Source organism: Vallitalea longa (assembly GCF_027923465.1).
GTDB classification, from domain to species: Bacteria; Bacillota; Clostridia; order Lachnospirales; family Vallitaleaceae; genus Vallitalea; species Vallitalea longa.
Genome location: NZ_BRLB01000009.1, coordinates 89,958 through 114,299 on the forward strand (window position 1 = coordinate 89,958; position 24,342 = coordinate 114,299).

The 24,342-nt window shown below is 31.0% G+C and carries 20 protein-coding genes; 19 read left to right on the forward strand and 1 reads right to left on the reverse strand.

Annotated features, from left to right (window positions below; all coding sequences use genetic code 11):
- Window positions 1-39: 39 nt before the first annotated feature.
- From QMG30_RS14505 to QMG30_RS14560, 12 genes are all read left to right on the forward strand, one after another.
- Window positions 40-726 (forward strand): Crp/Fnr family transcriptional regulator, encoded by a 687-nt coding sequence (locus QMG30_RS14505; protein WP_281816552.1) that lies wholly within the window; start codon window positions 40-42, stop codon window positions 724-726.
- A 38-nt stretch (window positions 727-764) separates the two neighbouring features.
- The gene (locus QMG30_RS14510; RefSeq protein ID WP_281816553.1) at window positions 765-2,144 is read left to right on the forward strand and encodes an ADP-ribosylglycohydrolase family protein; all 1,380 of its coding nucleotides are present in this window, start codon (window positions 765-767) and stop codon (window positions 2,142-2,144) included.
- Window positions 2,145-2,277: 133 nt separating this feature from the next.
- Window positions 2,278-3,444, forward strand: coding sequence for a BMP family ABC transporter substrate-binding protein (locus QMG30_RS14515; protein WP_281816555.1), 1,167 nt, complete (start codon window positions 2,278-2,280; stop codon window positions 3,442-3,444).
- Between the two features lie 82 nt (window positions 3,445-3,526).
- Window positions 3,527-5,080 (forward strand): ABC transporter ATP-binding protein, encoded by a 1,554-nt coding sequence (locus tag QMG30_RS14520; RefSeq protein WP_281816557.1) that lies wholly within the window; start codon window positions 3,527-3,529, stop codon window positions 5,078-5,080.
- Entirely contained in the window at window positions 5,073-6,137 is a 1,065-nt protein-coding gene (locus QMG30_RS14525; RefSeq protein WP_281816558.1) for an ABC transporter permease, read from the forward strand. The genes QMG30_RS14520 and QMG30_RS14525 overlap by 8 nt, the downstream gene beginning before the upstream one ends.
- A gap of 1 nt (window position 6,138) precedes the next feature.
- A complete protein-coding gene (locus tag QMG30_RS14530; protein ID WP_281816559.1) occupies window positions 6,139-7,095 on the forward strand; it encodes an ABC transporter permease in 957 nt (318 codons plus the stop codon).
- A 172-nt stretch (window positions 7,096-7,267) separates the two neighbouring features.
- The gene (gene rihA / locus QMG30_RS14535; protein ID WP_281816560.1) at window positions 7,268-8,200 is read left to right on the forward strand and encodes a pyrimidine-specific ribonucleoside hydrolase RihA; all 933 of its coding nucleotides are present in this window, start codon (window positions 7,268-7,270) and stop codon (window positions 8,198-8,200) included.
- A gap of 16 nt (window positions 8,201-8,216) precedes the next feature.
- On the forward strand, window positions 8,217-9,146 hold the full coding sequence (locus QMG30_RS14540) for a nucleoside hydrolase (RefSeq protein ID WP_281816562.1): 930 nt from the start codon (window positions 8,217-8,219) through the stop codon (window positions 9,144-9,146).
- An 861-nt stretch (window positions 9,147-10,007) separates the two neighbouring features.
- A complete protein-coding gene (locus QMG30_RS14545) occupies window positions 10,008-10,931 on the forward strand; it encodes a radical SAM protein (RefSeq protein WP_281816564.1) in 924 nt (307 codons plus the stop codon).
- Window positions 10,932-11,048: 117 nt separating this feature from the next.
- The gene (locus QMG30_RS14550) at window positions 11,049-11,792 is read left to right on the forward strand and encodes a nucleoside phosphorylase (protein WP_281816566.1); all 744 of its coding nucleotides are present in this window, start codon (window positions 11,049-11,051) and stop codon (window positions 11,790-11,792) included.
- Between the two features lie 83 nt (window positions 11,793-11,875).
- Complete coding sequence (locus tag QMG30_RS14555) at window positions 11,876-12,742, forward strand: AraC family transcriptional regulator (RefSeq protein WP_281816568.1); 867 nt, start codon at window positions 11,876-11,878, stop codon at window positions 12,740-12,742.
- A gap of 22 nt (window positions 12,743-12,764) precedes the next feature.
- Window positions 12,765-13,316, forward strand: coding sequence for a GyrI-like domain-containing protein (locus tag QMG30_RS14560; protein WP_281816570.1), 552 nt, complete (start codon window positions 12,765-12,767; stop codon window positions 13,314-13,316).
- A gap of 77 nt (window positions 13,317-13,393) precedes the next feature.
- On the opposite strand, the gene QMG30_RS14565 is transcribed toward QMG30_RS14560, so the two are convergent.
- A complete protein-coding gene (locus QMG30_RS14565) occupies window positions 13,394-14,041 on the reverse strand; it encodes a class I SAM-dependent methyltransferase (protein WP_281816573.1) in 648 nt (215 codons plus the stop codon).
- Window positions 14,042-14,367: 326 nt separating this feature from the next.
- On the opposite strand from QMG30_RS14565, the gene QMG30_RS14570 reads away from it, so the two are divergent.
- From QMG30_RS14570 to QMG30_RS14600, 7 genes are all read left to right on the forward strand, one after another.
- The gene (locus QMG30_RS14570; protein WP_281816574.1) at window positions 14,368-15,459 is read left to right on the forward strand and encodes a PfkB family carbohydrate kinase; all 1,092 of its coding nucleotides are present in this window, start codon (window positions 14,368-14,370) and stop codon (window positions 15,457-15,459) included.
- Window positions 15,453-16,370 carry a pseudouridine-5'-phosphate glycosidase gene (locus QMG30_RS14575; RefSeq protein WP_281816576.1) on the forward strand — a complete coding sequence of 306 codons (918 nt, stop codon included), beginning with the start codon at window positions 15,453-15,455 and terminating at the stop codon, window positions 16,368-16,370. Before QMG30_RS14570 ends, QMG30_RS14575 begins: the two co-directional genes overlap by 7 nt.
- 469 nt (window positions 16,371-16,839) lie before the next feature.
- Entirely contained in the window at window positions 16,840-18,120 is a 1,281-nt protein-coding gene (locus QMG30_RS14580) for an MFS transporter (RefSeq protein WP_281816578.1), read from the forward strand.
- Between the two features lie 12 nt (window positions 18,121-18,132).
- On the forward strand, window positions 18,133-19,167 hold the full coding sequence (locus tag QMG30_RS14585) for an ArsR/SmtB family transcription factor (RefSeq protein WP_281816580.1): 1,035 nt from the start codon (window positions 18,133-18,135) through the stop codon (window positions 19,165-19,167).
- A gap of 346 nt (window positions 19,168-19,513) precedes the next feature.
- Window positions 19,514-20,104, forward strand: a complete 591-nt coding sequence (locus QMG30_RS14590) for a TetR/AcrR family transcriptional regulator (RefSeq protein WP_281816581.1) — start codon at window positions 19,514-19,516, stop codon at window positions 20,102-20,104.
- 44 nt (window positions 20,105-20,148) lie between these two features.
- Window positions 20,149-22,212: an efflux RND transporter permease subunit gene (locus QMG30_RS14595; RefSeq protein ID WP_281816582.1), complete on the forward strand. Its 2,064-nt coding sequence runs from the start codon at window positions 20,149-20,151 to the stop codon at window positions 22,210-22,212.
- Window positions 22,213-22,228: 16 nt separating this feature from the next.
- Window positions 22,229-24,247, forward strand: coding sequence for a hypothetical protein (locus QMG30_RS14600; protein WP_281816584.1), 2,019 nt, complete (start codon window positions 22,229-22,231; stop codon window positions 24,245-24,247).
- The last annotated feature ends 95 nt before the right edge of the window (window positions 24,248-24,342 follow it).

A 24,342-nucleotide genomic window follows, 5' to 3' on the forward strand; every position in this document is an offset into this window, starting at 1 on the left:
TTTAAGTTATTTAAATTATTAGTATGGAGTGAACTGAATATGTTACTACAAGAGCTTATGGAAGAACAACCTAAGTTGAAAAGGATGCTTGACGGTATGCCTGTAAGTATTAAAGAAAGATGTAGATTAAAGACATATAAAAGTAGCAGTACCATTTTAAAAAAAGGTGAAGAAATAAAATTTGTGAATATATTATGCAAAGGCGAATTAAATGTCATAAATGAATTTGCAAATGGAAGCATATACATAATTGATACTAATAAAGCCATTGATTTTATAGGCGAAATGGAAGTTTTGGCCGATGAAGATAAAGCTATAGTAACTAATGAAGCAAAAACTGATTGTGTAGTTTTAAGAATATCTAAAAATGACTTTATGAAGTGGATTGAATGCGACAATTATATTACTCTAATTTTGGCTAAAAGATTGGCAACAAGGTCATGTCATACATCGTTTTATCAAGGATATTCTCATTATTACCCAGCAGTTCATATGATTAAGAGATTTATGATCGAATATGTTAAAAATGAAATAAATAATAATGATATGGTATATATTAATAAAAAGAGACAAGAAATTGCAGATATATTAGGTATAAGCGTAAAGACTGTCGGAAGGAATATATCAAAATTAAAAGAACAAGGTTTGGTAACCATAAAAAAGGGAAAAATATATATTAATAAAAAGCAGTATAGAGATATGGTAAATACACTTGAGATATGGTAGATGAAAGTCATAAAATGCACAAGAAAGGAAGAGACAAAATGAAAGCGTGGGAAATGGAAAAAAATTTAATAGAATCAGCAATACCAAAGGTGTTAGAGGAAGAAGAACAACAATGGGATATGATGGAAGATATAGGAAAATCAGAAGATGCCAGTATAAAACTTCTATGGGGAAGTAATGTACCTGGTTCAGGTGCACCAGAAAGAGTTATTATTGCAGGTGTACAAGCTCTTGAAAACAAAGGATGTATTGTAGAAGATTATGAAGACATTGTACAACAAGGTTTAGAAGCATTAAGAAATGATGATATGATAAAACTTCATACTTTGACTTCAAAGTTATATCATCAGATGAATAATTGCAAAAAAGATGAAAAATCTTCATATTGGCAATATAAAGAATACAAAAATTGGAAAGAATATGAACAAGATGTTACTTTTATAAAAGACCCTTATGATGTACATTCAAAAGATTATGAAGAAAAAATTCTAATCGGTTGGAAATCACAACTAGTAGGTGGTGCTTTAGGTACTGCTATTGAAGGTTATACAACTGATAATTTAAGGAAAACTTTTGGTGAGATTAGAGATTATGTTAGAAAACCTAATACACTAAATGATGATATCACTTTTGAATTGGCTTTTCTAAAAGCACATATGGAAAAAGGAGGTGATGTAGACTCAGTAGACATTGCTCATGAGTGGATAGGTCTAATACCTGCTGGATGGTCAGCAGAAGAGGTAGCACTTAGAAATATCCGTTATGGAATTTACCCACCTGAAAGTGGTACGTTCTGTAATCCTTATTGTGAATGGATTGGAGCACAGATGAGAGGTGCTATATGTGGTATGGTGGCACCAGGTAATCCGAAAGAGGCAGCAAGACTTGCATGGCTTGATGGACAAGTTTCTCACTATAATAATGGAATAATAGGCGAGATATTTAATGCTATGCTAGTGTCGTTATCATTCACAAAATCAGATGTAAGATTATTATTAAAAGAAGTAATCAATATGATTCCAAGCAAAAGTGAGTATTATTCAGTTGTTAAATTTGCTCTTGATCAATGTGAGAAATCAGATAACTGGGAACAAGCATGGAGACCATGTGAAAAGAAATATGAAAGATATAATTGGATTCATGCTTATCCAAATGCGGCAGCAGAAGTTGTTGCACTATGGTTTGGAAATGGCGATTATGACGAAACCCTTCATATTATTGCTATGGAAGGTGTTGACGTAGATTGTAATGCAGCTCAGATTATGACAGCTATAGGGATTATTGTTGGTAAAGATAAAATCGCTGACAAGTGGACTGAACCATTTGAAAATAATATTGTAACATACGTAAGAGGTATGGAGAATATTAGTATTGACGAGTTAACTAAGTGGACAGTTGAAAGTTGTAGAAACGCTTAAAAAGCCTAAGTAATCATTATGTCAAATGATTATTTATAAGGTTGAAAATAAGAAGTTCATAGTGTATAATAATAACTTGTAAATTGTAGAAATATGTCAATTTATAACAAAAAAAACAAAGGGGGAATAAATGATGAAAAAATCATTAATCCTAATATTAGCACTAGTAATGACAGTATCTATGGTTTTTGCCGGATGTGGTAAAAAACAAGATGATACTAAAACTCCAGACACTGGAGAATCTGTTGACAAAGAAGAAAACAACGACGACAAAACAGCGGACACAGATACAGATGACGTACTTAAAATTAAATTATTAATCAATGGTAACCTTGGTGACAAATCATTCTTTGATTCAGCAAAGGCAGGACTTGAACTTATTGAAAACAAGTATGGTGATAAGGTAGTAGTTGAACATGAAGAAATGACTTATGATGAAACTAAATGGGAACCAGCCTTATTAGATGCATCTGACAAAGATTATGATATAATCATTGTCGGAACATATCAGATGGCTGAGATTCTTCAAGACGTAGCAGTTGATTATCCAGATAAGAGATACATTATCTTTGATTCAGCTGTTGATTATGAAGGATTTGATCTACCTAATGTATATTCAATAGAATATAAGCAAAATGAAGGTTCATTCTTAGCAGGTGTGCTTGCTACAAGAATAACTACTTCAGGTATAGAAAAAACTAATGAAGACAAAAAAATCGGTTTTATCGGTGGTATGGAAAACAACGTTATCAACGATTTCCTAGTTGGTTATATCGATGGAGCTCTATATGCTGATAAAGATACAAAAGTAGCAAGTTCATATATCGGTGGATTCGATGATGTTGCTACAGCAAAAGAAATGAGTTTAACTCAATACAAACAAGGTGGAGTAGACATTGGATTCAACGTTGCAGGACAAGCTGGTCTTGGACAAATTGAGGCAGCAGCAGAGGCAGATAAATATGTTATTGGTGTAGACTCTGACCAATCTGCATTGTTTGCAGAAGACAAAAATAAATCTGATAGAATATTAACATCAGTTTTAAAAAGAGTAGACCAATCATTACTTCGTGCAATTGATATGCATATAGAAGGAACTTTACCATATGGTGAAGCTGAAAGCCTTGGATTTAAAGAAAAAGCTATAGACATAGTTGATACTAATCCAAATGTTCCAGCAGAAATTATGGAAGAATTAGCTGAAATAGAACAAAAAATTATTGATGGAGAAATAAAAGTAAAATCTGCATTTAGCATGACTCAAGATGAAATAGCTGAATTAAGAGATTCTGTTAAATAATGGTTTTATAAGAAATTTAGATGGTGCATTTATTGTAAAAGGTAAATGTACCTTCTTAATAATAAGCTAATGGAGTGATAATATGCAAAACGAACTACTTAATATGGAGAAAATAACTAAAGTTTATCCAAGTGGTATTGTAGCTAACGATGGAGTTGACTTCTCTATTAGAGAAGGAGAAATTCACGCTATTTGTGGAGAGAATGGTGCTGGAAAATCAACTTTAATGAAAATATTATTTGGACTTCATACTCCAGAGGAAGGTAAAATTACCTTAAGAGGTAAAACGATACACATAACATCACCTACGGTTGCCATCCAGTATGGTATTGGTATGGTGCATCAACACTTTATGTTAGTTCCTTCTTTAACTGTTGCAGAAAATATGGTACTAGGAGTAGAACCAAAAAAAGGTCTATTTATTGATATGGACAAAGCAATAAAAACAACCGAAGAATTATCCGAAAAGTATAATCTGATTGTAGACCCTAAGGCAAAAGTTGAAGACATACCAGTTGGAATTAAGCAAAAGGTTGAAATACTTAAGGCTCTACTTAGAGGAGCTAAGATTTTGATACTAGATGAACCCACAGCTGTACTTACTCCTCAAGAGACAAAAGAATTATTTAATCAGTTGAAATTACTGAAAGAAAAAGGACATACCATAATATTTATTTCTCATAAATTAAACGAAGTAATAGAGTTATGTGATCGTATAACAGTTATGAGAAACGGTAAAAGTAAGGGTGTCTATAATACAAGTGATGTAACAGAAGAAGATATATCAAGATTAATGGTAGGAAGAGATGTAATACTTAAAGTAGAAAAAGAAAAAGCTTCTCCAAAAGAAACTGTTCTTGATGTAGAAAAGTTAGTATATGTCAACGAATTAGGAAAACAAGCACTAAAAGGAATTTCATTTAGCGTTAGAAAAGGTGAAATACTAGGAGTCGCTGGTGTAGAAGGAAATGGACAAAGAGAATTGGTAGAATCAATAACAGGATTGGAAAAGCCAACATCCGGAAGTATTAAGATAAATAAAAATCAAGTAATAGGAAAAACAATAAAACAAATCAGAAGACTAGGTACATCACATATACCAGAGGATAGAATGACTTATGGTGTGGCTGGTGATGTAAGTATAGAACAAAATGTAATATCTGATAAATACGATACAAAAGAATTAAACGGTAAGATATTATTGAAAACAAAGACAATAAAAGAAAAAGCAAATAGATTGATAAAAGAATATAGGGTGAAGTGTAATTCTGCTAATCAAAAAGTTAGAATGTTATCTGGTGGTAATATACAAAAAGTAGTTGTTGCAAGAGAATTTTCAGGAGGACCAAAGCTTCTTATAGCTAACCAGCCTACAAGAGGTATAGACGTAGGAGCAACCGAATTCATTAGAAAGAGATTGGTTGAACTTAGGGATGAAGGTACTGCTGTATTGCTTATTTCAGCTGACTTGAACGAGGTATTAGAACTAAGTGACAGTTTGATTGTAATGTATGGTGGAGAAATAGTCGCATATATAGAAGATGCAAGTACAATAACTGAGGAAGAATTAGGTCTATATATGTTAGGAGTAAAAAAACAAACACCAGAAGAGATTAGGAGGGTTATTAATGCGTAAAAATCTGAAATTTGAAGTCGTTCGTACTAGTTTAGCGATATTAATTGCATTAGTAATAGCTTTGATAATTATATTTTCTACAAGTAGTGAACCAGGTACAGCCTTAAAAGAGTTCATTATTGGACCATTAGATAGTGTTAGACACTTTGGAAATGTAATTGAGCTTGCAATACCTCTAATGTTTACAGGTCTTGCAGTAAGTATAATGTTTAGGGCACAACAATTTAATCTAGGTGCAGAAGGGGGATTCTTTATTGGTGGTATAGGTGCCATGATTATTTCAATAAAGGCGACATTACCAATCGTAGCTCATCCTTTTGCAGCAATAATATTTGGTGGTTTATTAGGAGCAATAATAGTTAGTATACCTGCATTTCTAAAGGTCAAATGGAATGCTACTGAATTAGTTTCTTCATTGATGCTTAACTATATTGCACTATTTTTAGGACTATATTTATTGAATTATTATTTTAGAGACCCTAATTCAGGTGCTATAGCTTCTTATAAAATACCTAAAACAGCTAAGCTTATGGTAATTTTTCCTGGTACAAGGATTCATGCAGGTCTGATAATTGTTGCTGTAATGGTTATTCTTTGTTACTATTTCCTATACAAAACTAAATGGGGATATGAGATAAGAGTAACTGGAGAAAACAAGAGATTTGCAGAATATTCAGGGATAAATACAGCTAAAGTGATTATCCTCTCTCAAGTCTTAGGTGGATTCTTAGCTGGTATGGGAGGTTCTATAGAAGTACTTGGTTTATATAGAAGATTCACATGGCAGGAATTGCCTGGTTACGGCTGGGATGGTATTATAGTTGCAATATTAGCAAGAAACAATCCATTATATGTTCCTATAGGTGCTGTTTTCTTAGCTTATCTTAGAATAGGTGCGGATTTAATGGCCAGAGGTTCAGATGTTCAAAACGAAGTTGTGTCAATAATCCAAGGTGTGATTATAGTATTTATAGTTGCTGAAAGTTTCTTGTCCAAATATAAACACAAACTAGTATATAAAGAAGCTAAAAAGTTAAGCGTAAAGGGGGCAAAATAATATGGAAGAGTTATTTAACATCATTTTCAATACTGAATTTTGGTATTCTGTTTTAAGAGTAACAACTCCAATACTATTTGCTGCTCTTGGGGCATTGATTTCAGATAGAGCGGGAGTTATAAATATTGCTCTTGAAGGAATTATGTTAATATCAGCTTTAACAGGTGTTTTGGTAAGCGCTGCATTTCAGAGTGCATGGTTAGGATTATTAGGAGCGGTTGTCATAGGTGCATTGGTAGGTCTATTGCTAGCGTATTTCTCACTTAATCTTAAGACGGATATAATATTATCTGGGATTGCCCTTAACCTTATGGCTGCTGGAGGAACAGTTTTCGTTTTATTCCTAGTAGTTAATAACAAAGGTATTTCTACAGATTTAGCAAGTAAGGTTATGCCAAACATTACTATACCATTAATAGATAAAATTCCTATATTAGGACCTATAATTTCAGGGCATAACGTATTAACATATATATCTATATTATCAGTTATATTTATTTTTTACTTATTATATAAAACTCCTCTTGGACTTAAAATCAGGGCTGTTGGAGAGAATCCTAATGCAGCTGATTCAGTAGGTATTAGTGTAAGGAAGATAAAATATATTGCTCTCGTACTTAGTGGTGTTTTTGCAGGATTTGGTGGAGCTTTCATGTCAATGGGGTATTTATCATATTTCTCAAAAAACATGACAGATGGTAGAGGTTTCATAGCCTTAGCAGCTGAAGCAATGGGAGGTGCTACACCTATTGGTACATTCCTGACATCGTTATTCTTTGGATTTGCAAATGCTTTAGCTAACAATTTACAAACTCTTAGGGTACCGTATCAATTAGTACAGATGATACCATACATTGCAACGTTGTTCGGTTTAGCAATATATGCATCAAGAAAACAATCTCAGATTAAAAAGCTTAAGAGACAAAAAGTTAAGTTGATAAGCAAAGATAATGTTTAAATAAATAAGCTAAGTTATAATAAAGCCGCTAGTATTAATATTGGTTATAAAATAATGTATTTTAACCGATATTAATATAAGGCTTTATTTTGTATAAATTAGCTATTATGAATGGAACTATTTACAATGTATATAATTTATTTGAGTATTTAAAAACGTAGGAGGACTGATTATGGCAAAACCAGTAATTATTGATTGTGATCCTGGACATGATGATGCCATTGCTTTATTACTGGCACTAGGAAGTAATGAAATTGATGTAAAAGGTATAACGACTGTTGCAGGTAATCAAACAGGAGATAAGACTATTAATAATGCTCTAAGAGTACTGAGTTATTTAGATATAGAAAAAGAAGTCGCACAAGGAGCAACAAAACCTCTAGTTAGGGAGTTGATTACAGCAGCAGCAGTTCATGGTGAGAGTGGATTGGAAGGACCTAAGTTGCCAGATCCGGCTTTTCTAAAAAGCGAGAAATCTGCTATAGAATCGATGAATGAAATTATAACCAATTCAAAAGAAAAAGTAACTCTTATTCCAACAGGACCACTAACTAATATAGCGAATTTATTTTTATCTTATCCCGAAATTAAAGATCATATTGAAGAAATAGTTCTTATGGGAGGAGCATGCTTTGGAGGTAATTGGACACCTGCTGCGGAATTTAATATTCTTGTTGATCCAGAAGCAGCTGATATAGTATTTCGTAGTGGATTACCAATAACCATGTGTGGACTTGATGTTACACACAAAGCTCAAGTTTTTAAAGATGACACAGAACGTATTAGGAGCATAGGAAATAAAGCAAGTAAGTTAGTAGCTGAATTATTGGATTATTTTAGTATATTCCATATGAATCCTAACTTCGGTTTTGATGGACCTCCATTACATGATGTATGTGCAGTAGCTTATGTCTTGGATCCAAGTATTTTCATTGCTAAGAAACATAATGTGGAAATAGATATGACAGGTGAGTTGACAGTGGGTGCAACAGTGGTGGATTATTATGATAATACTGGCAGAGAAAAGAATGTCAATGTTGTTTTCGATTTGGATAGAGAGAAATTTATAGATATGTTATATAATACTTTAAAATATTTTAATTAATATAGGGAGGCACAAAATGACTAAAATACCTATTATAATAGATACTGACCCAGGTTGTGACGATACAACAGCCATATTGATGTGTTTAGCCTGTGAGAAGTTTGATGTAAGAGCTATCACTAGTGTGGGAGGAAATGTGGGTATAGAAAAGACTTCCAACAATGCAAGAAAGATAGTTGAACTATCAGGAAAAGATGTTAAAGTAGCTGTAGGAGTAAAACATCCCATAGTAAGAAAATTAGTGACTGCAGAATATGTTCATGGAATTTCTGGATTAGGAAATATAACATTAGAAGAACCTAGTATGCCTTATTATGAGAAAGACGCTATAGATACTATTTATGAAGAAGCTATAAAAGCTCATGGAAAGCTCAGATTATTGACTCTTGGACCATTAACCAATATTGCTGTAGCTTTACTGAAATATCCTAAGTTGAAGGAAATGATAGATAGTATTGTATTCATGGGTGGTGCAATTAACCTTGGCAATGTGACACCAGCTGCTGAATTCAACATCTATGCTGACCCAGAAGCTGCTAGAATAGTATTCGATTCTGGTATAGACATGACTATGATCGGATTGGATGTAACCCATGAGACTATTGTTACGAAAGAACAGAATAAGAGACTCCATAAGTATAACAGCAAAGTAGCTAAAGTAGTAGCTAAGTTGATAGATTATACTATTGATAAAGAGAACCCATATAATGACAAAGGCGGTGTAATGCACGATCCATTAGCTGCCGCAACCTTAATTGACAGTAGTGTTGTTGAGACTGAAGATTATTATGTTGATGTTGAATTGAAGAGTGATATAACAAGAGGAAAAACAGTGACTGATGTATTTAGAGTTACTGAAAACAAACCCAACATACATGTTGCTGTAAAATCGGATAATAACAAGTTTCTGGATATATTAGAAGATATGATAAGTAAATACGAATAATTATAACTTATAGTAATGTTCTTATAAATAGTAAGCTGTCTCTAAGGAATTAGAGGCAGCTTAAGTATATGCTATATCATTGATTTGTTCATCTATTTCCACATCGATATCAAGAGCATAATGCCATCATCCAAAACCTGAATCACCAGTAATCGCTGTTAGAGGGGTATACATTTCAAGTTCATTTGATGAACCTGCACCTTTATTCTCGATGATCTCTACAACTCTATAGTTGTAAATCCCTGTTCTTGTTGATATATTTCTATATTATTGTTTATACCATATCTTTAGAAAAAATCAAATATTTGCTTGAATTTATAAAATTAATGCTGATTAAATGTGCATATAGTGAAAATATATAATAAACTAAAAAAATATAAAGTTGTTGACATACATATGTAAAATATGTATAATTATACTGAAAGTAGACACAATATTTTAATTTTGGAATGTTTCCATATATTGATATTTAGATGTCTATATATAGATAAAAGAATAGAAAATTACTATTTTACTAAATATTCAAAGCTTATTCTATACATGGATTAATGATGATAATTATTACGGATTAAGAGGGGTATGTAAATTATTAGGGGAAGGTAGCTTTTTTATATTATATCAATTACTTAGAGAAAAAAACTATATATTCTGTTGATGTAAAACAATTCTCATATGTCATATGGGTGTATTTTTAATATATATAAAATGTGTAACTAAAGTTGAATCTCTCTCTATAGTGGAATTCCAAGACTCCATTAAGAATTTTAATTCAATCACATCAAAACAACTGGCTACGGTAGCATCTAAATGTTTGGACAGGTCTAAAACTATATTGATAGGTAAAGTATAGGAGGAAAACAAATGAAACTTAGATGTGCTACTATGAAGGTGACTTCAAGATGTAATCTCAGGTGTGAATTTTGTTATGAAAAGCAGGACAATAGAAAAGAACTTTCTAAAGACCAGATTAAACACATAATCAAATTTCTAAAAGACAACGGATGTAGAACTTTGATGATTTCGGGTGGCGAACCATTACTAAGAAAAGATATTTATGAAATAATAGAATATGCATCTAGTAATAAAATAAAAACAAAATTAGCTACCAATGGTACTTTATTGAATTGTTCAGTTGCTAATAGACTAAAAGAAAGTGGACTTGATGATATATATATCAGTGTTGGAGATATGCAGGATAGTGATAGATTAAATAATTTCTATCAAACCTTAAAGAGTTATATCCATTTAAGTGATAGTGATTTTAAAATAGGAGTTAATGTTATTACTAGTAAAACATTCATAAACAATATTAATCAACACTTCAATAAAATAATAAATGCAGGTATAAAAACTATTTTCTTAATACCACCGAAACCTGGTAATAATGTAAATTGGTATAGAAAGGAATGTATATCAAGTTTATATTATATAAAATTATGCAAGAACATATTAGATTGGTTAGATTTAATCGAGATATCTACAGATTGTGCATTTTGGTTTTTGAAAAAAGAAATAGATATAATTAAACATGATAAATTGATGGATAACTATAATTGTCCTGCTGCAGATTCTTCATTTGTAATTAATAAGGAAGGACTAATATATCCATGTGCATATTTTGAATTAGAGAATTATTGCGCTGGAAATATATTAAATTATAATAATGTACTTTCTATATTTGATTCACCGGGTTTTCAGAATTTCAAAATAGTGTGTAAAAGTGCTGAGTCTCTTTTTACACCTTGCATAAGCTGTAAAGAGGATTACGAATCATGTATAATGTAGAAGATGATTAGTAGAATCAATAAAGAAATTTTCCTTATAAATAGTAAAAATATGTTAAAAAGATACAATACTAGTGTTATAATATAACTAATTACTATTGTACAAAGGAGGAGTTATATGAAACAGCCACATATATTATGTAGTGAAAATGATATTGAAAAAATGGTTGTGCTACCTGGAGACCCTGAACGTGTACTACGAGTTGCCGGATTTTTGGATACTTGGGAGGAAGTTGCTTACAATCGTGAATTTAGAACAATCAAAGGAACATATAAGGAGGTACCGATAACAGTAACATCAACAGGTATAGGGGGTGCTTCGGCAACTATCGCACTAGAAGAATTAATAACATGCGGTGCAGAATATTTTATACGTATAGGAAGTGCAGGTGCATGCCAATCACAAATAGATATTGGAGACTTAATTATATCTACAGGTGCAGTACGAGAAGAAGGTGCATCTAGAATGTATGTAAGCCAGAACTATCCTGCTGTAGCAAGCTTTAATTTATTAAGAATCATAGATGATACCTGTACAGAATTAGGATACAAACCTTTTATAGGTATAACAAGAAGTCACGATTCATTCTATATTGATAACGAACGTCAACTAATGAAACACTGGAATACCAAAAACGTACTAGGTTCTGATATGGAAACTTCTGCCATATATACTGTAGGTTCTCTAAGACAAGTGAATGTAGCAAGTATCCTCAATAATGTGGTTAGATACCAATCAGATGTAAAAGATGCTATTAACGATTACGTAGACGATGAAACCAAAGCTGCTGAAGGCGAAAAAAAAGAAATAATTCTGGCTCTGGAATCATTCTATAACTTATATCAAGAACTCAATAGTTAATATAGAAATTTTGCTTTTTCTGTACATTAATTGCAAAGCAAATTATTTTTTTTCTGATAAACTAAAGAGTAAGGAGGGATACATTGGATTGGTTAAAAAGAATGAATGAAGTGATAAATTATATAGAAAAAAATCTGAATAATGAAATTGATTATAGTAAAATAGCCAAAATAGCATGCTGTCCCAATTATCATTTTCAGCGTATGTTTGCTTTTATTACTGAAATGCCGATTTCTGAATATATCAGATATAGACGTTTAACACTTGCGGCATTAGAGTTGCAAAATAGTAAGTGCAGCATTATTGAGATTGCACAGAAATATGGTTATACATCTCATTCAGCCTTTACTCGAGCATTCAATGATTTTCATGGAGTTACACCTACCTCTGCTCGAAAGTCAGGTACCCAATTAAAAGCATATCCACGAATGTCTTTTGATATTTCTATTGAGGGACGATTAGAATTGAATTATAGAATCGAAAAAAGGAATTCATTTTCTGTTGTCGGTTATAAGTATAGAGTAGATACTGATAAGTCATTTAGTATAATACCTATTATTTGGCAAAAAATTAAGCAAGATGGTAATTCAGATAGATTGCTTGATTTACTTGATATTGATATGGATTTACAAAATTCATTAGCAGGTGTGTTAGGTATTTTATCAGAGGGCAATTGGGGAAATAACTCCACTTTTAATTATCATGTGGCTGTATCTTATGAAGGAAAAACTCCAGTGAATATGGAAAAGATAAATTTTCCAGAATGTAAGTGGGTAGTTTTTAATGTTCTTGATCTTACTGGATTTGCAGATACATGGAAACGGTTATATGTTGATTGGATGTTGAATTCGAATTATTCATTTGCTGATTTACCAGCCATTGAATGCTATTATCCTCCTGGACATAATCCACAAAATGAAATTTGGATACCTATTAAAACTATTAAGTAACAAATAAGAGGAGGATACAATAATGGCAACCATAAATAGAATAGAATTTGCAGAATTCGGGCCTTATAAAGTTATCGGAAAAGCAATAAGAACAAAGCATGAAAATTTCAATCCTATTTTTCCATCTGAATATGAGACAATACCTTCGCTATGGAATAGGTGTTATTCTGATGGTACATTTGAAAAGCTTATAAACATGAATGAATATTGTCCAGCAGAGACACCAGATGGCTATGAAGGTTATATAAGAGATTTTAATAATGAAGATGGAACATTTACATACCTTGCAGGTTTTTTTATGAAAGCTGATACTCCAGTTCCACCTGACTATTCTTCCTTTGAAGTTCCAATTTGTACTATTGCTAAGGTATGGATAGAAGGTGAAGAATACGATATACTTACGAATGCACATAAGTTATCAATAGAAGAAATTAATAAGCACGGTTATGAAATTGATTGGAAAAATTACTTTGCATGTGAAGTATATACGGAAGCTCGATATGGTATCCCTAAAAGAGAGGGTCGTAAAACATTGATTCTAGATTATTATATTCCATGTATTAAGAATACGTAAGAAAATTTTTTATATCTATTCAAAACAGAAGTACTGGGGAGCCTTTTGCTTCCTCGTACTTCACATTTTGTCAATAATTAAATTTCCATATTCCTACCTAAATAATAAAATCCCCTAGAAGTATTTCCATTCATAGTAGTATAAGACATTTCCTTGAATTCAACTTTCTCAAAACATTCCACAAGCTCCTTGATCCACTCAATAGTATGATGCCTCATAATAGCTCCTTCAGGTAATTCAAAAACTCCATACTTATGGAACTTATCTTTATAAATGTTATATCTCTTAACATTTCTCTCATCAGAATTAATCAAGAAATCATTAATATATAATATTCCCTTAGGCTTAAGAATCCTTTTGATTTCACTTATTAAAGCAACTTGGTCATCATTATTTATGATACTAGTCAAAACTGCAAACAAAATGACAGCATCAAAAGAATTATCATCATACTTTAATTTTTTACTATCAGTGCATTCGAGATTAATATGTGGATACTGTAATTTACCTCTTTCAATCATATTCTTAGAGAAATCAGTTCCAGTTAGGTTAGTGTATCCTCTCTGATACAATTCATCAAGAGTTCTTCCATAGCCACAACCGATATCTAAGATCGAATTATCTTTAGATATATAATTTGAAAAAATATCAAATTGAAATGGGGTTGTGAAATTTTTAGAATCAGCCATTCTGTTCCAGTAATTTTTTTGATAATTATAATCCATTAGCAAATCTCCTTTATTCTTTTGGATATTTTAACATATATGTATATTATTTGAAAGAGAAAATAAACTATACCCAGTAATAACATATAAATATTTGAAAAATAATAGAGTAACTGTTAAAAAAATAACCAATAAAACTTGAATATAATTATGGTAAATAATAATATAAAGCTTTTTATTATTACGCTTTCGATAATTAAACCATTTAAATAATTTGTTTAAATATACAAAATATATGAAAATTATACTAGATAAAACAATACAAAGTGTTAATATATAATTAATAAGCAAAAGCTTATAATATAAGCAAATATTAAGGAGAGGCTATGACTGGACGTGAAAAAGAAATATTGGAGTTAATTAAAAAAAATCCGCTTATTTCACAAAAAGAAATAGGAAATCAACTAAACATTACTCGTTCATCCGTAGGGGTTCATATTACTAATCTTATTAAAAAGGGTTATATAAGAGGGAGGGGATATATCATGAACAAATCCGATTATGTTACAGTAATTGGTGCTGCTAATATGGATATTCAAGGATTCACAGAAGAAAAACTTCTAGAGAATGAATCTAACCCTGGCTTAGTAAAAATATGTCTAGGTGGAGTAGGTAGAAATATTTCTGAAAATATGGCTAGATTAGGTATTGACACGAAATTGATTGCAGTTACGGGAGGTGATTCTAACAGTAAGAGACTTATAAATGAATGTAATGAATCTGGTATTGATATGGAACACTGTCTTATATTACCTGATATGAATGCATCTATTTATCTTGCACTAATGGATGAAAATGGTGATATGGCAATAGCATTATCAGATATGAGAATTGCGGACAGAATAACACCAGAATTCATAAAAAGTAAATCTCATGTTTTGAAAAACTCTGAGATCATTGTAGTAGATGCTTGTTTATCAAAAGATGTATTAGAATATATTCTTATAAATTTCAAAGATAAAAAGATTATGTTAGACCCAGTATCAATAAAAAAATCAAGAAGGGTAAAAGATATAATAGGTGGTTTTCATACAGTAAAGCTTAACAGACATGAAGCTCAATATCTTTCTAATATGGAAATTAGAGATGAAGACGGATTAGAAAGAGCAGTTGAATATTTTATTGGAAAAGGTGTTGAAAGAGTATTTATCACCCTAGGTGAAGAAGGAGTATTTTATGGTGAGGCTGGTTATTGTAATACATATAAAGCACCAAAAATGAAAGTTGCAAATGCTACGGGAGCAGGAGATGCATTTATGGCAGGGATAGTTTATGGACAATTATATGATAAGAATATTGATGATATAGCAGAATTCTCTACGGCAGCAGCATTATTGGCATTAAGACATCATGATACTGTTAATCCTAATATGAGTATAGATAATATAAATAAAATTTTGGAGGAGATAAAATGTTAGATTATATTGACGTCAAACCAGAAGTAAAAGAAGCATTAGAAAATAATAGACCTGTTGTAGCTCTTGAATCGACTATCATTTCTCATGGAATGTCATATCCAGAGAATATAGAAAGTGCAAGAACATGTGAGAGTGAAATAAGAAAAGAAGGAGCAGTACCAGCAACTATAGCCATCATAGGTGGAAGAATGAAAGTGGGACTTGATGATGATGAACTTCAATATATGGGTGAAAATAAAGGAATAAGAAAAGCTAGCAGGAGAGACATACCTATGATTATGGCTAAAAGATTGGATGGAGCTACTACGGTTGCGACTACAATGTTAATATCTAATCTTGCAGGAATAAAAGTATTTGCGACTGGAGGTATTGGGGGAGTACATAGAAATGCTCAACAAACGTTTGATATATCCGCTGACTTGATGGAACTTGCTAATACTAATGTCGCAGTAGTTTGTGCGGGTGCAAAATCTATATTGGATATAGGACTAACACTAGAATATCTTGAGACACAGGGGGTAACTGTTATAGGCTACAAAACAGATGATTTTCCAGCCTTCTATACTAGGAGAAGTGGCTTTGGAGTTGATTATAATGCTGATTCTGCTAAGGTTATTGCTAAGGCTATTAAGGTGAAAGAGGATTTGCACCTGAAAGGTGGTATGGTTATAGGTAATCCGATTCCAAAAGAATATGAGATGGATTATGACTTTATTAATGAGGCTATTAATAAAGCTGTTGAGGATGCAGAGAAGAGAGGGATTAAAGGTAAGGATATCACTCCATTCATATTGGCTAAGATACATAATATTACTGAGGGTAAGAGTTTATATTCTAATAAGAAGTTGGTTTATAATAATGCTAGGGTAGCTAGTAGGATTGCAAAAGAATTGTGTTGTTTAAGATATTAGACTCACGGAAATGTACGTAGTGATAAATAGTTAGTTTTGCTTCGCCTTACTCCTGAAGGATCGGTCTTCGTAAAACTAATTATTTATCATATTTTATTTTTGTGATTATTTTTGATAGGATAGAAAGATTTTGCTTCATTATAGGTATGGTGACATTTCTTTGAATATGTTCTATTCGCAAATTCCTTATTATATGATTTTTTATTCTTATGATTAAAAACTGATTAATATGGTTTTAATGTGTTAGATGTATATATAACATAAATATGTTAATCATGAATGTATAGTCGTTTGATATAGATATGATTAAAAACATGTTAGAAATAGGAAGTTTAGAGTAATTATTTGTAAATTCAAAAATTAGTATTGACAAATATATAAGATGTAAATATAATATAAAGTGTATTAGATAAACATATAACAATGAAATTTATATTAGATATACATAATGAATATGGAGGGAATTATTATGAACAAAACTAAGAAAAACACGATACTATTTTTGTTAGGTAAATTGGTTTCATTAACGGGTACTCGTATTTATGGATTTGCAATGGGATTATACATATTGAAAGTTACAGGATCTGCTCTTAATTTTGCAGTAAGTATTTTATTATCCACAATACCAGCTATTATTTTTGGACCTATAGGTGGAGTAATAGCTGATAAGGTAGACAGGAAGAAGTTGGTTTTATTTTCTGATTTTATCAGTGGAGTTATTATGTTTGTTGCTTTTGGCTTAAGTCAGATATATGGACTACAGTTATGGATTATATACATGTCAACTGTATTTCTTTCAATATTCAATACTTTATTTACAACTAGCTTTGATGCTGCACTACCTAATCTAGTTGACGAAGCAAGACTTGGTAAAGTTAATTCTTTCAATCAATCTATCAATAGCTTGACATCAATTATAGCTCCTATTATTGGTGGAATTATTTATGCGGTTGTACCTCCGACAATGTTTATGATATTCAATGGGGTATCTTTTATTCTATCTACCATTTCTGAATACTTTATCGATTTCTATTGGAAAGTTGGAAAGGTCAAAGAAAAAATAGTAGCTAAAGAGAATCAATTTTTCAGTGATCTCAAAGAAGGATTTAAGTATATAAGAAATAATAGTGTATTGATGATAGTTTTATCTGTTGCAATTTTCATCAATTTCTTATTTACAGCTATAAATGTTGCTATACCACATATAATAGTAGTTCAATTTAGTTTATCAGACAATTTATATGGAATCATTGAATCAGCTTTTGCGGTAGGTTCATTGTTTACTTCAGTAGTTTTTGCAAGTAAGCTTGGAAAATTCAAGCCTGTTAAAATGGGTTTTTATCTAATTGCTTTAGGAATTGTTAACTGTTTATTTAGTGTTCCTCTTATAATATCTAATATTGGGAATATGGATATTTTCGTTTCTGTATTCTATAGTATATTATTTTTTATAATGGGATTTCTGATTGTTGTTATAAACATACCTTTAAGTGTTTATATGCAAAAAACTACAGATGATGAATACAGAGGAAGAGTAATGGCTCTTAATGCTACTATCGTAACAGCAATAACACCTCTTGGTTATTTATTACATGGATTATTACTTGATTTAATACCAACATCCATTATAATGATATATACAGGAGTTGGTATTTTCTTACTTGCTATTTTTATGGTCAAGAAATTTAAAAACAATGGAAGTAATGAAATAATAGCGGGAGAAATGAAAGTCGCTGAAGTAGAAAATTGATGGAGTGATACAATGGAATCCAAGATAAAATATAATATTGTAGCTGATTTTATGTTATCTATTCTAAGAATAGTTGGTGAGGGGGATACTCATGAATATACTGATAGATTCAAACTTAATCCTGATATAGTTGATTATGTGAAAAATATTAAAGAAAACATGTGTCCTATATTAGGAAGAGACTTGAAATATTTCTTTAAAAACTTTTGTAAAGGGGTATATGCTATAATCTATTATGCTATTGATGAAGAAATTAATGATATAGAGAAAGTACTTGATAATATCACTAATATGACTAAAGAAGAATTCCTTAACATATTTATTAATAAGCTAGATATGGAAATACCTGAAAATGTTAGTGATAAGGAGCTTAAAAAAATTATTGAAGAAGAATTGAAAAATGATATCAATGATTCTGATAAAGTAGATATTTACATGGATTATTTTAGATATCCAGAACAAATGAAGGAACGTTTGATTTTTACTTTAGGGCAGTACTATAACCAATTTTTTATTAAGATTGAGGATAAAGTAAAAGATTTTATGGATAAGAAACTACAAAAACATAGACAACTATTAAAAGAAGATAAAGATAAATTCTTTGATACAATTGTTATGCTTATAGATAAAGATATAGTGAATAATCAAAAAGTTGATTTCTTTATTTGTTATTTTAATGAAATAGGGTTAGGACTTAGATTTTGTGATGATAAAGATATATATACTATTATCTATGGATATGGACTAGAACAAAAATTTGATGATAATATGAAGAAAATGGAATACAAGGAATTAATAAAATTATTGAATGACGATAACCGTTTTGAGATAATGAGCCTTCTAGGTAAAAGAGCGTGGTATAGTAAAGAATTGGCTGATAAATTAGGTATAACAACTGCAACGATGAGTTATCATATCAAGAAAATAAGTACCCTTGGAATATTGGATATTGAAACAGGCAAAAATAAAAGACTATACTATAGATTGAATAAGAACAAATTAATTAAAATAGTCAACAATATGTTATTCGAGATTATAGATGCCTAAAAAATATTCTATAACATAATAGGATAGAAGATTTTTATTTAACTTTTATATAATAATTATGTTAACTAATTAAAACCTAATCTTTATTGAGATAATTGCATAATTCCTAATTTAATTCTATACGCACAATATGTAAATTATAATGGTAGATTGAATTCAACATATTTTGCTATAGAAATCAGCGGAAGGTAATCATGCAATTATCTTAATTAGTAAAAGTAGCTATGAAATTAACATTTCATAGCTTTTTTTCATAAATAATTAATATTGACCATTGGTCATTTTAATCCTATAATAGGTTTGAAGTTAAAAATGACCGTTGGTCAATATGAATTGAAGGTGCGCTATGAGTAAGATTATTGAGAATAAGAAACAAAAGAAAAATGCTATCTTTAGTTCTGCATATGAACTATTTGTAACAAAAGGTTTTGATAAAACTGCTATTAACGATATTGTTAAAAAGGCAGGTGTGGCTAAAGGTACTTTCTATCTCTATTTTAGAGATAAAAAACAGATACTGGATCATATTATATTGAAAAAAAGTTCGATTATAATCAAAGAAGCATTTGAAGCAACAATGAATAGGGAACATGAAAATTTTATTGAAGGTATTATATTCTTTACCAATCACACAATAGAATACCTCAAGGATAACATCATTCTTCTAAGTTTAATCTACAAGAATTTATCTTGGGGATTATATAGAAAAGCATTGAATGATACGGAAGTAATCAATGACATGGATTATATATATAAAACTTTTATAGACAAATTAAAAGATAACGATATTCCCGTGGAAGATGTAGATAAAACATTATTTCTCATTATTGAATTAATTGGCTCTACTTGCTATAGCTCAATAATTTTAAATGAACCCGCCAGTATAGATGAGATGAAACCTATACTTTTTAATGTTATAAGGAAAATGCTTGAATAGTGAACCTACTAATTGACTAACGATTACAGAAAAGGGAGGATAATATGAAGAGATTTGCAAGAATGATTGTAAAACATAGGAAACTAGTTTTAATAATTGGTATCTTGCTATTATTGCCATCTCTATATGGAATGACAAATACAAGAGTAAATTATGATTTATTAACATATTTACCTGAAGAACTAGATTCAATGAAAGGACAAGAAGTTCTTGATGACGTATTTCATAAAGCAGCAACGGGTTTGCTGGTTATAGAAGATATGGAATCAAAAGATGTTTTAGAACTAAAACAAAAAATAGACAATATAGAAGGTGTAGAAAAAACACTTTGGATTAGTGATTTAATGGATATCACTATTCCGAAAGAATTCCTGCCAAGTGATATAAAAGATATATTCTATAGTGGTGATTCGACTCTAATGATGATTGAGTTCACTCATGAATCAGCATCTGATGAAACTCAGACAGCGATAAAAGATATAAGAGGTATCATGAATAAACAATGTTTCTTAAGTGGTATGTCTGCAATACTTAGGGATACGATTAAATTAGCAGATAAAGAAACACCTATATATGTTTTGGTAGCAGTCATTTTAGCGGTAATTGTTTTGGCATTGACATTGGAATCAACAATTGTTCCCTTTATTTTCTTAGCAGCAATCGGTATGGCTATAGTATATAATTTCGGGACTAACATATTCTTCGGTGAGATATCGTATATAACGAAATCTCTGGCAGCAGTACTGCAACTGGGAGTTACGATGGATTTTTCTATCTTCCTATTGCACAGATATGAAGATGAGCTGAAAATAAGTAATAATAAAGAAGAAGCGATGGCTGTGGCAATAACTAAAACAGCTACATCCATAGCAGGAAGTTCATTAACTACCATAGCAGGTTTTTTAGCTTTAGCAGTTATGAAATTAGGGTTAGGTAAAGATATAGGATTCGTTATGGCAAAAGGTGTTTTTCTTGGTGTAGTATGTACCATAACCATATTACCTGCTTTTATATTAACATTTAATAAATTAATTCACAGATTCAATCATGGAACAGTATTACCTTCATTCAATAAAACGACGAACTTCATTATAAAACATTATAAAAAATTTGTAGTACTATTTATACTATTATTTATACCTTTCATTTATGGTAAATCCAATACCGATGTTTATTATAATCTAGATGAATCCTTACCAAAAAATTTGGATTCCATTATAGCTCTCGAAAAATTGAAGACAGGATATGATATGACTACGACACATATGATTGCCATAGATTCAGACGTTCCTTCTTACCAAGCTAAAGAAATGATTGGTAAAATAGAAAAGTTGCCAGGAGTACAGACTGCTATTGGTTATGATAAATTAGTTGGTCCGGCAATACCTTACGAATACGTTCCGGAAAAATTAACAGATATCCTTGAAAAAGATGGTTATAAATTAGTATTAGTCAACTCGAGCTTCAAAGCTGCTACTGATGAACAAAATAAACAACTACAAGATATTAATGACATTGTTAAATCATATGATGAAAATGGTATGGTAACAGGTGAAGGTGCGTTAACTAAAGATTTAGTTGAATTGGCAGATGTTGACTTCAAAAATGTAAGTATAGCATCGATTGCGGCTGTATTCGTAATTATCCTATTAGTGTTTGGGTCAATTTCAATTCCTATTATATTGGTGGGAGCTATTGAACTTGCTATATTCATCAATATGGGAATACCTTATTTCACTAATACGACAATTCCATTCGTATCTTCTATAGTTATCGGAACCATTCAATTGGGAGCAACTGTAGATTATGCAATATTATTGACTACTAGGTTTAGAGAAGAAATACGCCATGGTCATGATAAATTTGAAGCTATGAGAATAAGTCTTCTAGGATCAGTTAAATCAATAGTTACTAGTGCCTTAACATTTTTTGGTGCTACAGTTGGTGTAGGATTCATAGCTGATATGGAAATGATAAAAAGTTTGACAGGTATGATTTCCAGAGGTGCAATAATCAGTATGTTCGTAATTATATTCATGTTACCAGCATTACTTTTATTGTTTGAAGGATTCATATCAAAAACTAGTAGAAAATGGAGTAGAAATTAAGAGAGGATGAATAAGTATGAATAAAACAATTAAAAAGATATTTAGTCTATCACTGGTTTTACTGATGACTTCCAATACCATAGCTTATGCAGCAGATAATACTATATCAAAAGATGAAACAGTATATGTTAATTTATCTTCCACAGGAGAAGTTGAAAAAGTCATAATTAGTGATCAGATTCATTCAGAAATAGTTGGACAAAAAGTAACTGATAATTCTTCTTTGAGTGATATAGAAAATGTAAAAGGCGAAGAAAAACCTGAAATCGATGGAAATAATATTACTTGGGAACTAGAAGGCAACGATCTGTTTTATCAGGGTAATACAGACAAAGAACTTCCAGTAGAAATAAGAGTAGACTATTACTTGGATGGCAATAAAATAGAACCTACTGAAATAGGCGGAAAGTCAGGTAAAGTAAAGATAGAGGTTACTACTATAAATAATGAAAAACATCAAACTGAAATAGATGGAGAAACAAAAGATATTTATACACCTTTTATGATAGCATCTGTAATAATTCTACCTAACGATATATTTAGTAACATTAAAATCAATTCAGGTAAAATTTTGACAGAAGGAAATAATCAAATTGTCACATATGTTTCAGTACCTGGCTTATGTGAATTAATGCCAGAAGATACAGATATTGACCTACCAGAGAAATTAGTAATAGAAGCAGATGCAGAAGAATTTGAGTTAGGACCTATCATGTCAGTAGCTACTTGTGAATTACCAGAAATCAATGAATTGGGTGAATTAGGAAGTTTAAGTGAAATGATTGATTCTATAGATGAATTACAATCAGCTTCCAGCCAATTAAGAGATGGTACAAAAACTTTATCAGATGGACAAACAGAATTAGCTGATAAACTAGTTGAATTTAAATCTGGTGTAAGTGAACTAGGGAAAGGTAGTTCTGCATTGATAGATGGTGTCGGCAAGTTAGCACTTGGAATAGATAGTGCATATGAAGGAGCTAATAGAATCGCTGATGGTATAAGATTATTTGTAAGCAGTTCAGATGAATTTGGAAAAGGAGCCAAAACATTTGGAGAAGGAGCAGTAAGCTTTGCTGACAAAGCTAAGGTATTTGCTTCAGGAGCAGTACAATTATCTAACGGTTTAGACGAATTAACCACCAGTACAGGAGAATTAGAAGTAGGAGCTAAATCATTGACAAGCGGTACAGACAAATTAATAAAGGGTGAACAAAAAATAACTTCCGGTGTATCAGCGAGTTTACAAGGAATTAGCGATATAATTAAAAATCTCAAACAACAAAATCCTAAGAATCCAATGATTGAAACTTTAACTAAAATAGAAGCTGGTTTGAAAACTGTTGAAATTGGTTCTAATGATATGACTACACAACTAAACAATCTAAAAGATGGTCAACAGAAAGTTGCTGATGGTCTAGAAAAATTAAATGGATCAACTGGTACTATAAAAGAAACTGTTGGTTTATTACAAGAAGGAAGTAATGGACTAAGTGATGGTGCCGGAAAATTAGCAGAATCATCTGCATTACTTGATAAGGGTTCTAAGCAAATTGTTGATGGTTCTAGCAGTCTTGTAGAAGGGTCACAAGCTGTAAGTGATGGTTTAGGTGAATTATCAGACGGTTCACAAGTAGCCATAGCAGGAAAAGATAAATTAAAACAAGGTAATAAAGATTTAGTATCTGCAGTCGACCAATTAGTTGAAGGTGGCAATAAGTTAAAAGACGGAGCTAATGAACTTAATGAAAATATGAATAAATTTCATGAAGAAGGGATAAACGAATTAAGTAGTGTTCTAACAGAAAAAACAGATTCCCTTGATGATTTATTACTTGTTAAAGATGAATTGGTTAAGCTGGCAGATGAATATAATAATTTCAGTGGAATCAGTAAAGATATGGAAGGTTCGGTTAAATTCATAATGAAAACTGATGAAATAAAGAAACCAAAACAAACTGTTGATCAAACACAAACTGATACTACGAAGAAAAAAGGGTTTTTTGATTGGTTAAAAAGCTTATTTGGTAAATAGACCTTATAAAGAAAATAAAAGATAATATTCTACGTAAAAGCTTTTCATTTATTATTTTATATGAATGGAAAGCTTTTTATTTTTTAGTAAATTCA

Bases quoted from the DNA above. Each gene is read 5' to 3' on its own strand.
- QMG30_RS14505 (WP_281816552.1), top strand. From the start codon at position 40: ATGTTACTACAAGAGCTTATGGAAGAACAACCTAAGTTGAAAAGGATG.
- QMG30_RS14510 (WP_281816553.1), top strand. From the start codon at position 765: ATGAAAGCGTGGGAAATGGAAAAAAATTTAATAGAATCAGCAATACCA.
- QMG30_RS14515 (WP_281816555.1), top strand. From the start codon at position 2,278: ATGAAAAAATCATTAATCCTAATATTAGCACTAGTAATGACAGTATCT.
- QMG30_RS14520 (WP_281816557.1), top strand. From the start codon at position 3,527: ATGCAAAACGAACTACTTAATATGGAGAAAATAACTAAAGTTTATCCA.
- QMG30_RS14525 (WP_281816558.1), top strand. From the start codon at position 5,073: ATGCGTAAAAATCTGAAATTTGAAGTCGTTCGTACTAGTTTAGCGATA.
- QMG30_RS14530 (WP_281816559.1), top strand. From the start codon at position 6,139: ATGGAAGAGTTATTTAACATCATTTTCAATACTGAATTTTGGTATTCT.
- rihA (WP_281816560.1), top strand. From the start codon at position 7,268: ATGGCAAAACCAGTAATTATTGATTGTGATCCTGGACATGATGATGCC.
- QMG30_RS14540 (WP_281816562.1), top strand. From the start codon at position 8,217: ATGACTAAAATACCTATTATAATAGATACTGACCCAGGTTGTGACGAT.
- QMG30_RS14545 (WP_281816564.1), top strand. From the start codon at position 10,008: ATGAAACTTAGATGTGCTACTATGAAGGTGACTTCAAGATGTAATCTC.
- QMG30_RS14550 (WP_281816566.1), top strand. From the start codon at position 11,049: ATGAAACAGCCACATATATTATGTAGTGAAAATGATATTGAAAAAATG.
- QMG30_RS14560 (WP_281816570.1), top strand. From the start codon at position 12,765: ATGGCAACCATAAATAGAATAGAATTTGCAGAATTCGGGCCTTATAAA.
- QMG30_RS14565 (WP_281816573.1), bottom strand. From the start codon at position 14,041: ATGGATTATAATTATCAAAAAAATTACTGGAACAGAATGGCTGATTCT.
- QMG30_RS14570 (WP_281816574.1), top strand. From the start codon at position 14,368: ATGACTGGACGTGAAAAAGAAATATTGGAGTTAATTAAAAAAAATCCG.
- QMG30_RS14575 (WP_281816576.1), top strand. From the start codon at position 15,453: ATGTTAGATTATATTGACGTCAAACCAGAAGTAAAAGAAGCATTAGAA.
- QMG30_RS14580 (WP_281816578.1), top strand. From the start codon at position 16,840: ATGAACAAAACTAAGAAAAACACGATACTATTTTTGTTAGGTAAATTG.
- QMG30_RS14585 (WP_281816580.1), top strand. From the start codon at position 18,133: ATGGAATCCAAGATAAAATATAATATTGTAGCTGATTTTATGTTATCT.
- QMG30_RS14590 (WP_281816581.1), top strand. From the start codon at position 19,514: ATGAGTAAGATTATTGAGAATAAGAAACAAAAGAAAAATGCTATCTTT.
- QMG30_RS14595 (WP_281816582.1), top strand. From the start codon at position 20,149: ATGAAGAGATTTGCAAGAATGATTGTAAAACATAGGAAACTAGTTTTA.
- QMG30_RS14600 (WP_281816584.1), top strand. From the start codon at position 22,229: ATGAATAAAACAATTAAAAAGATATTTAGTCTATCACTGGTTTTACTG.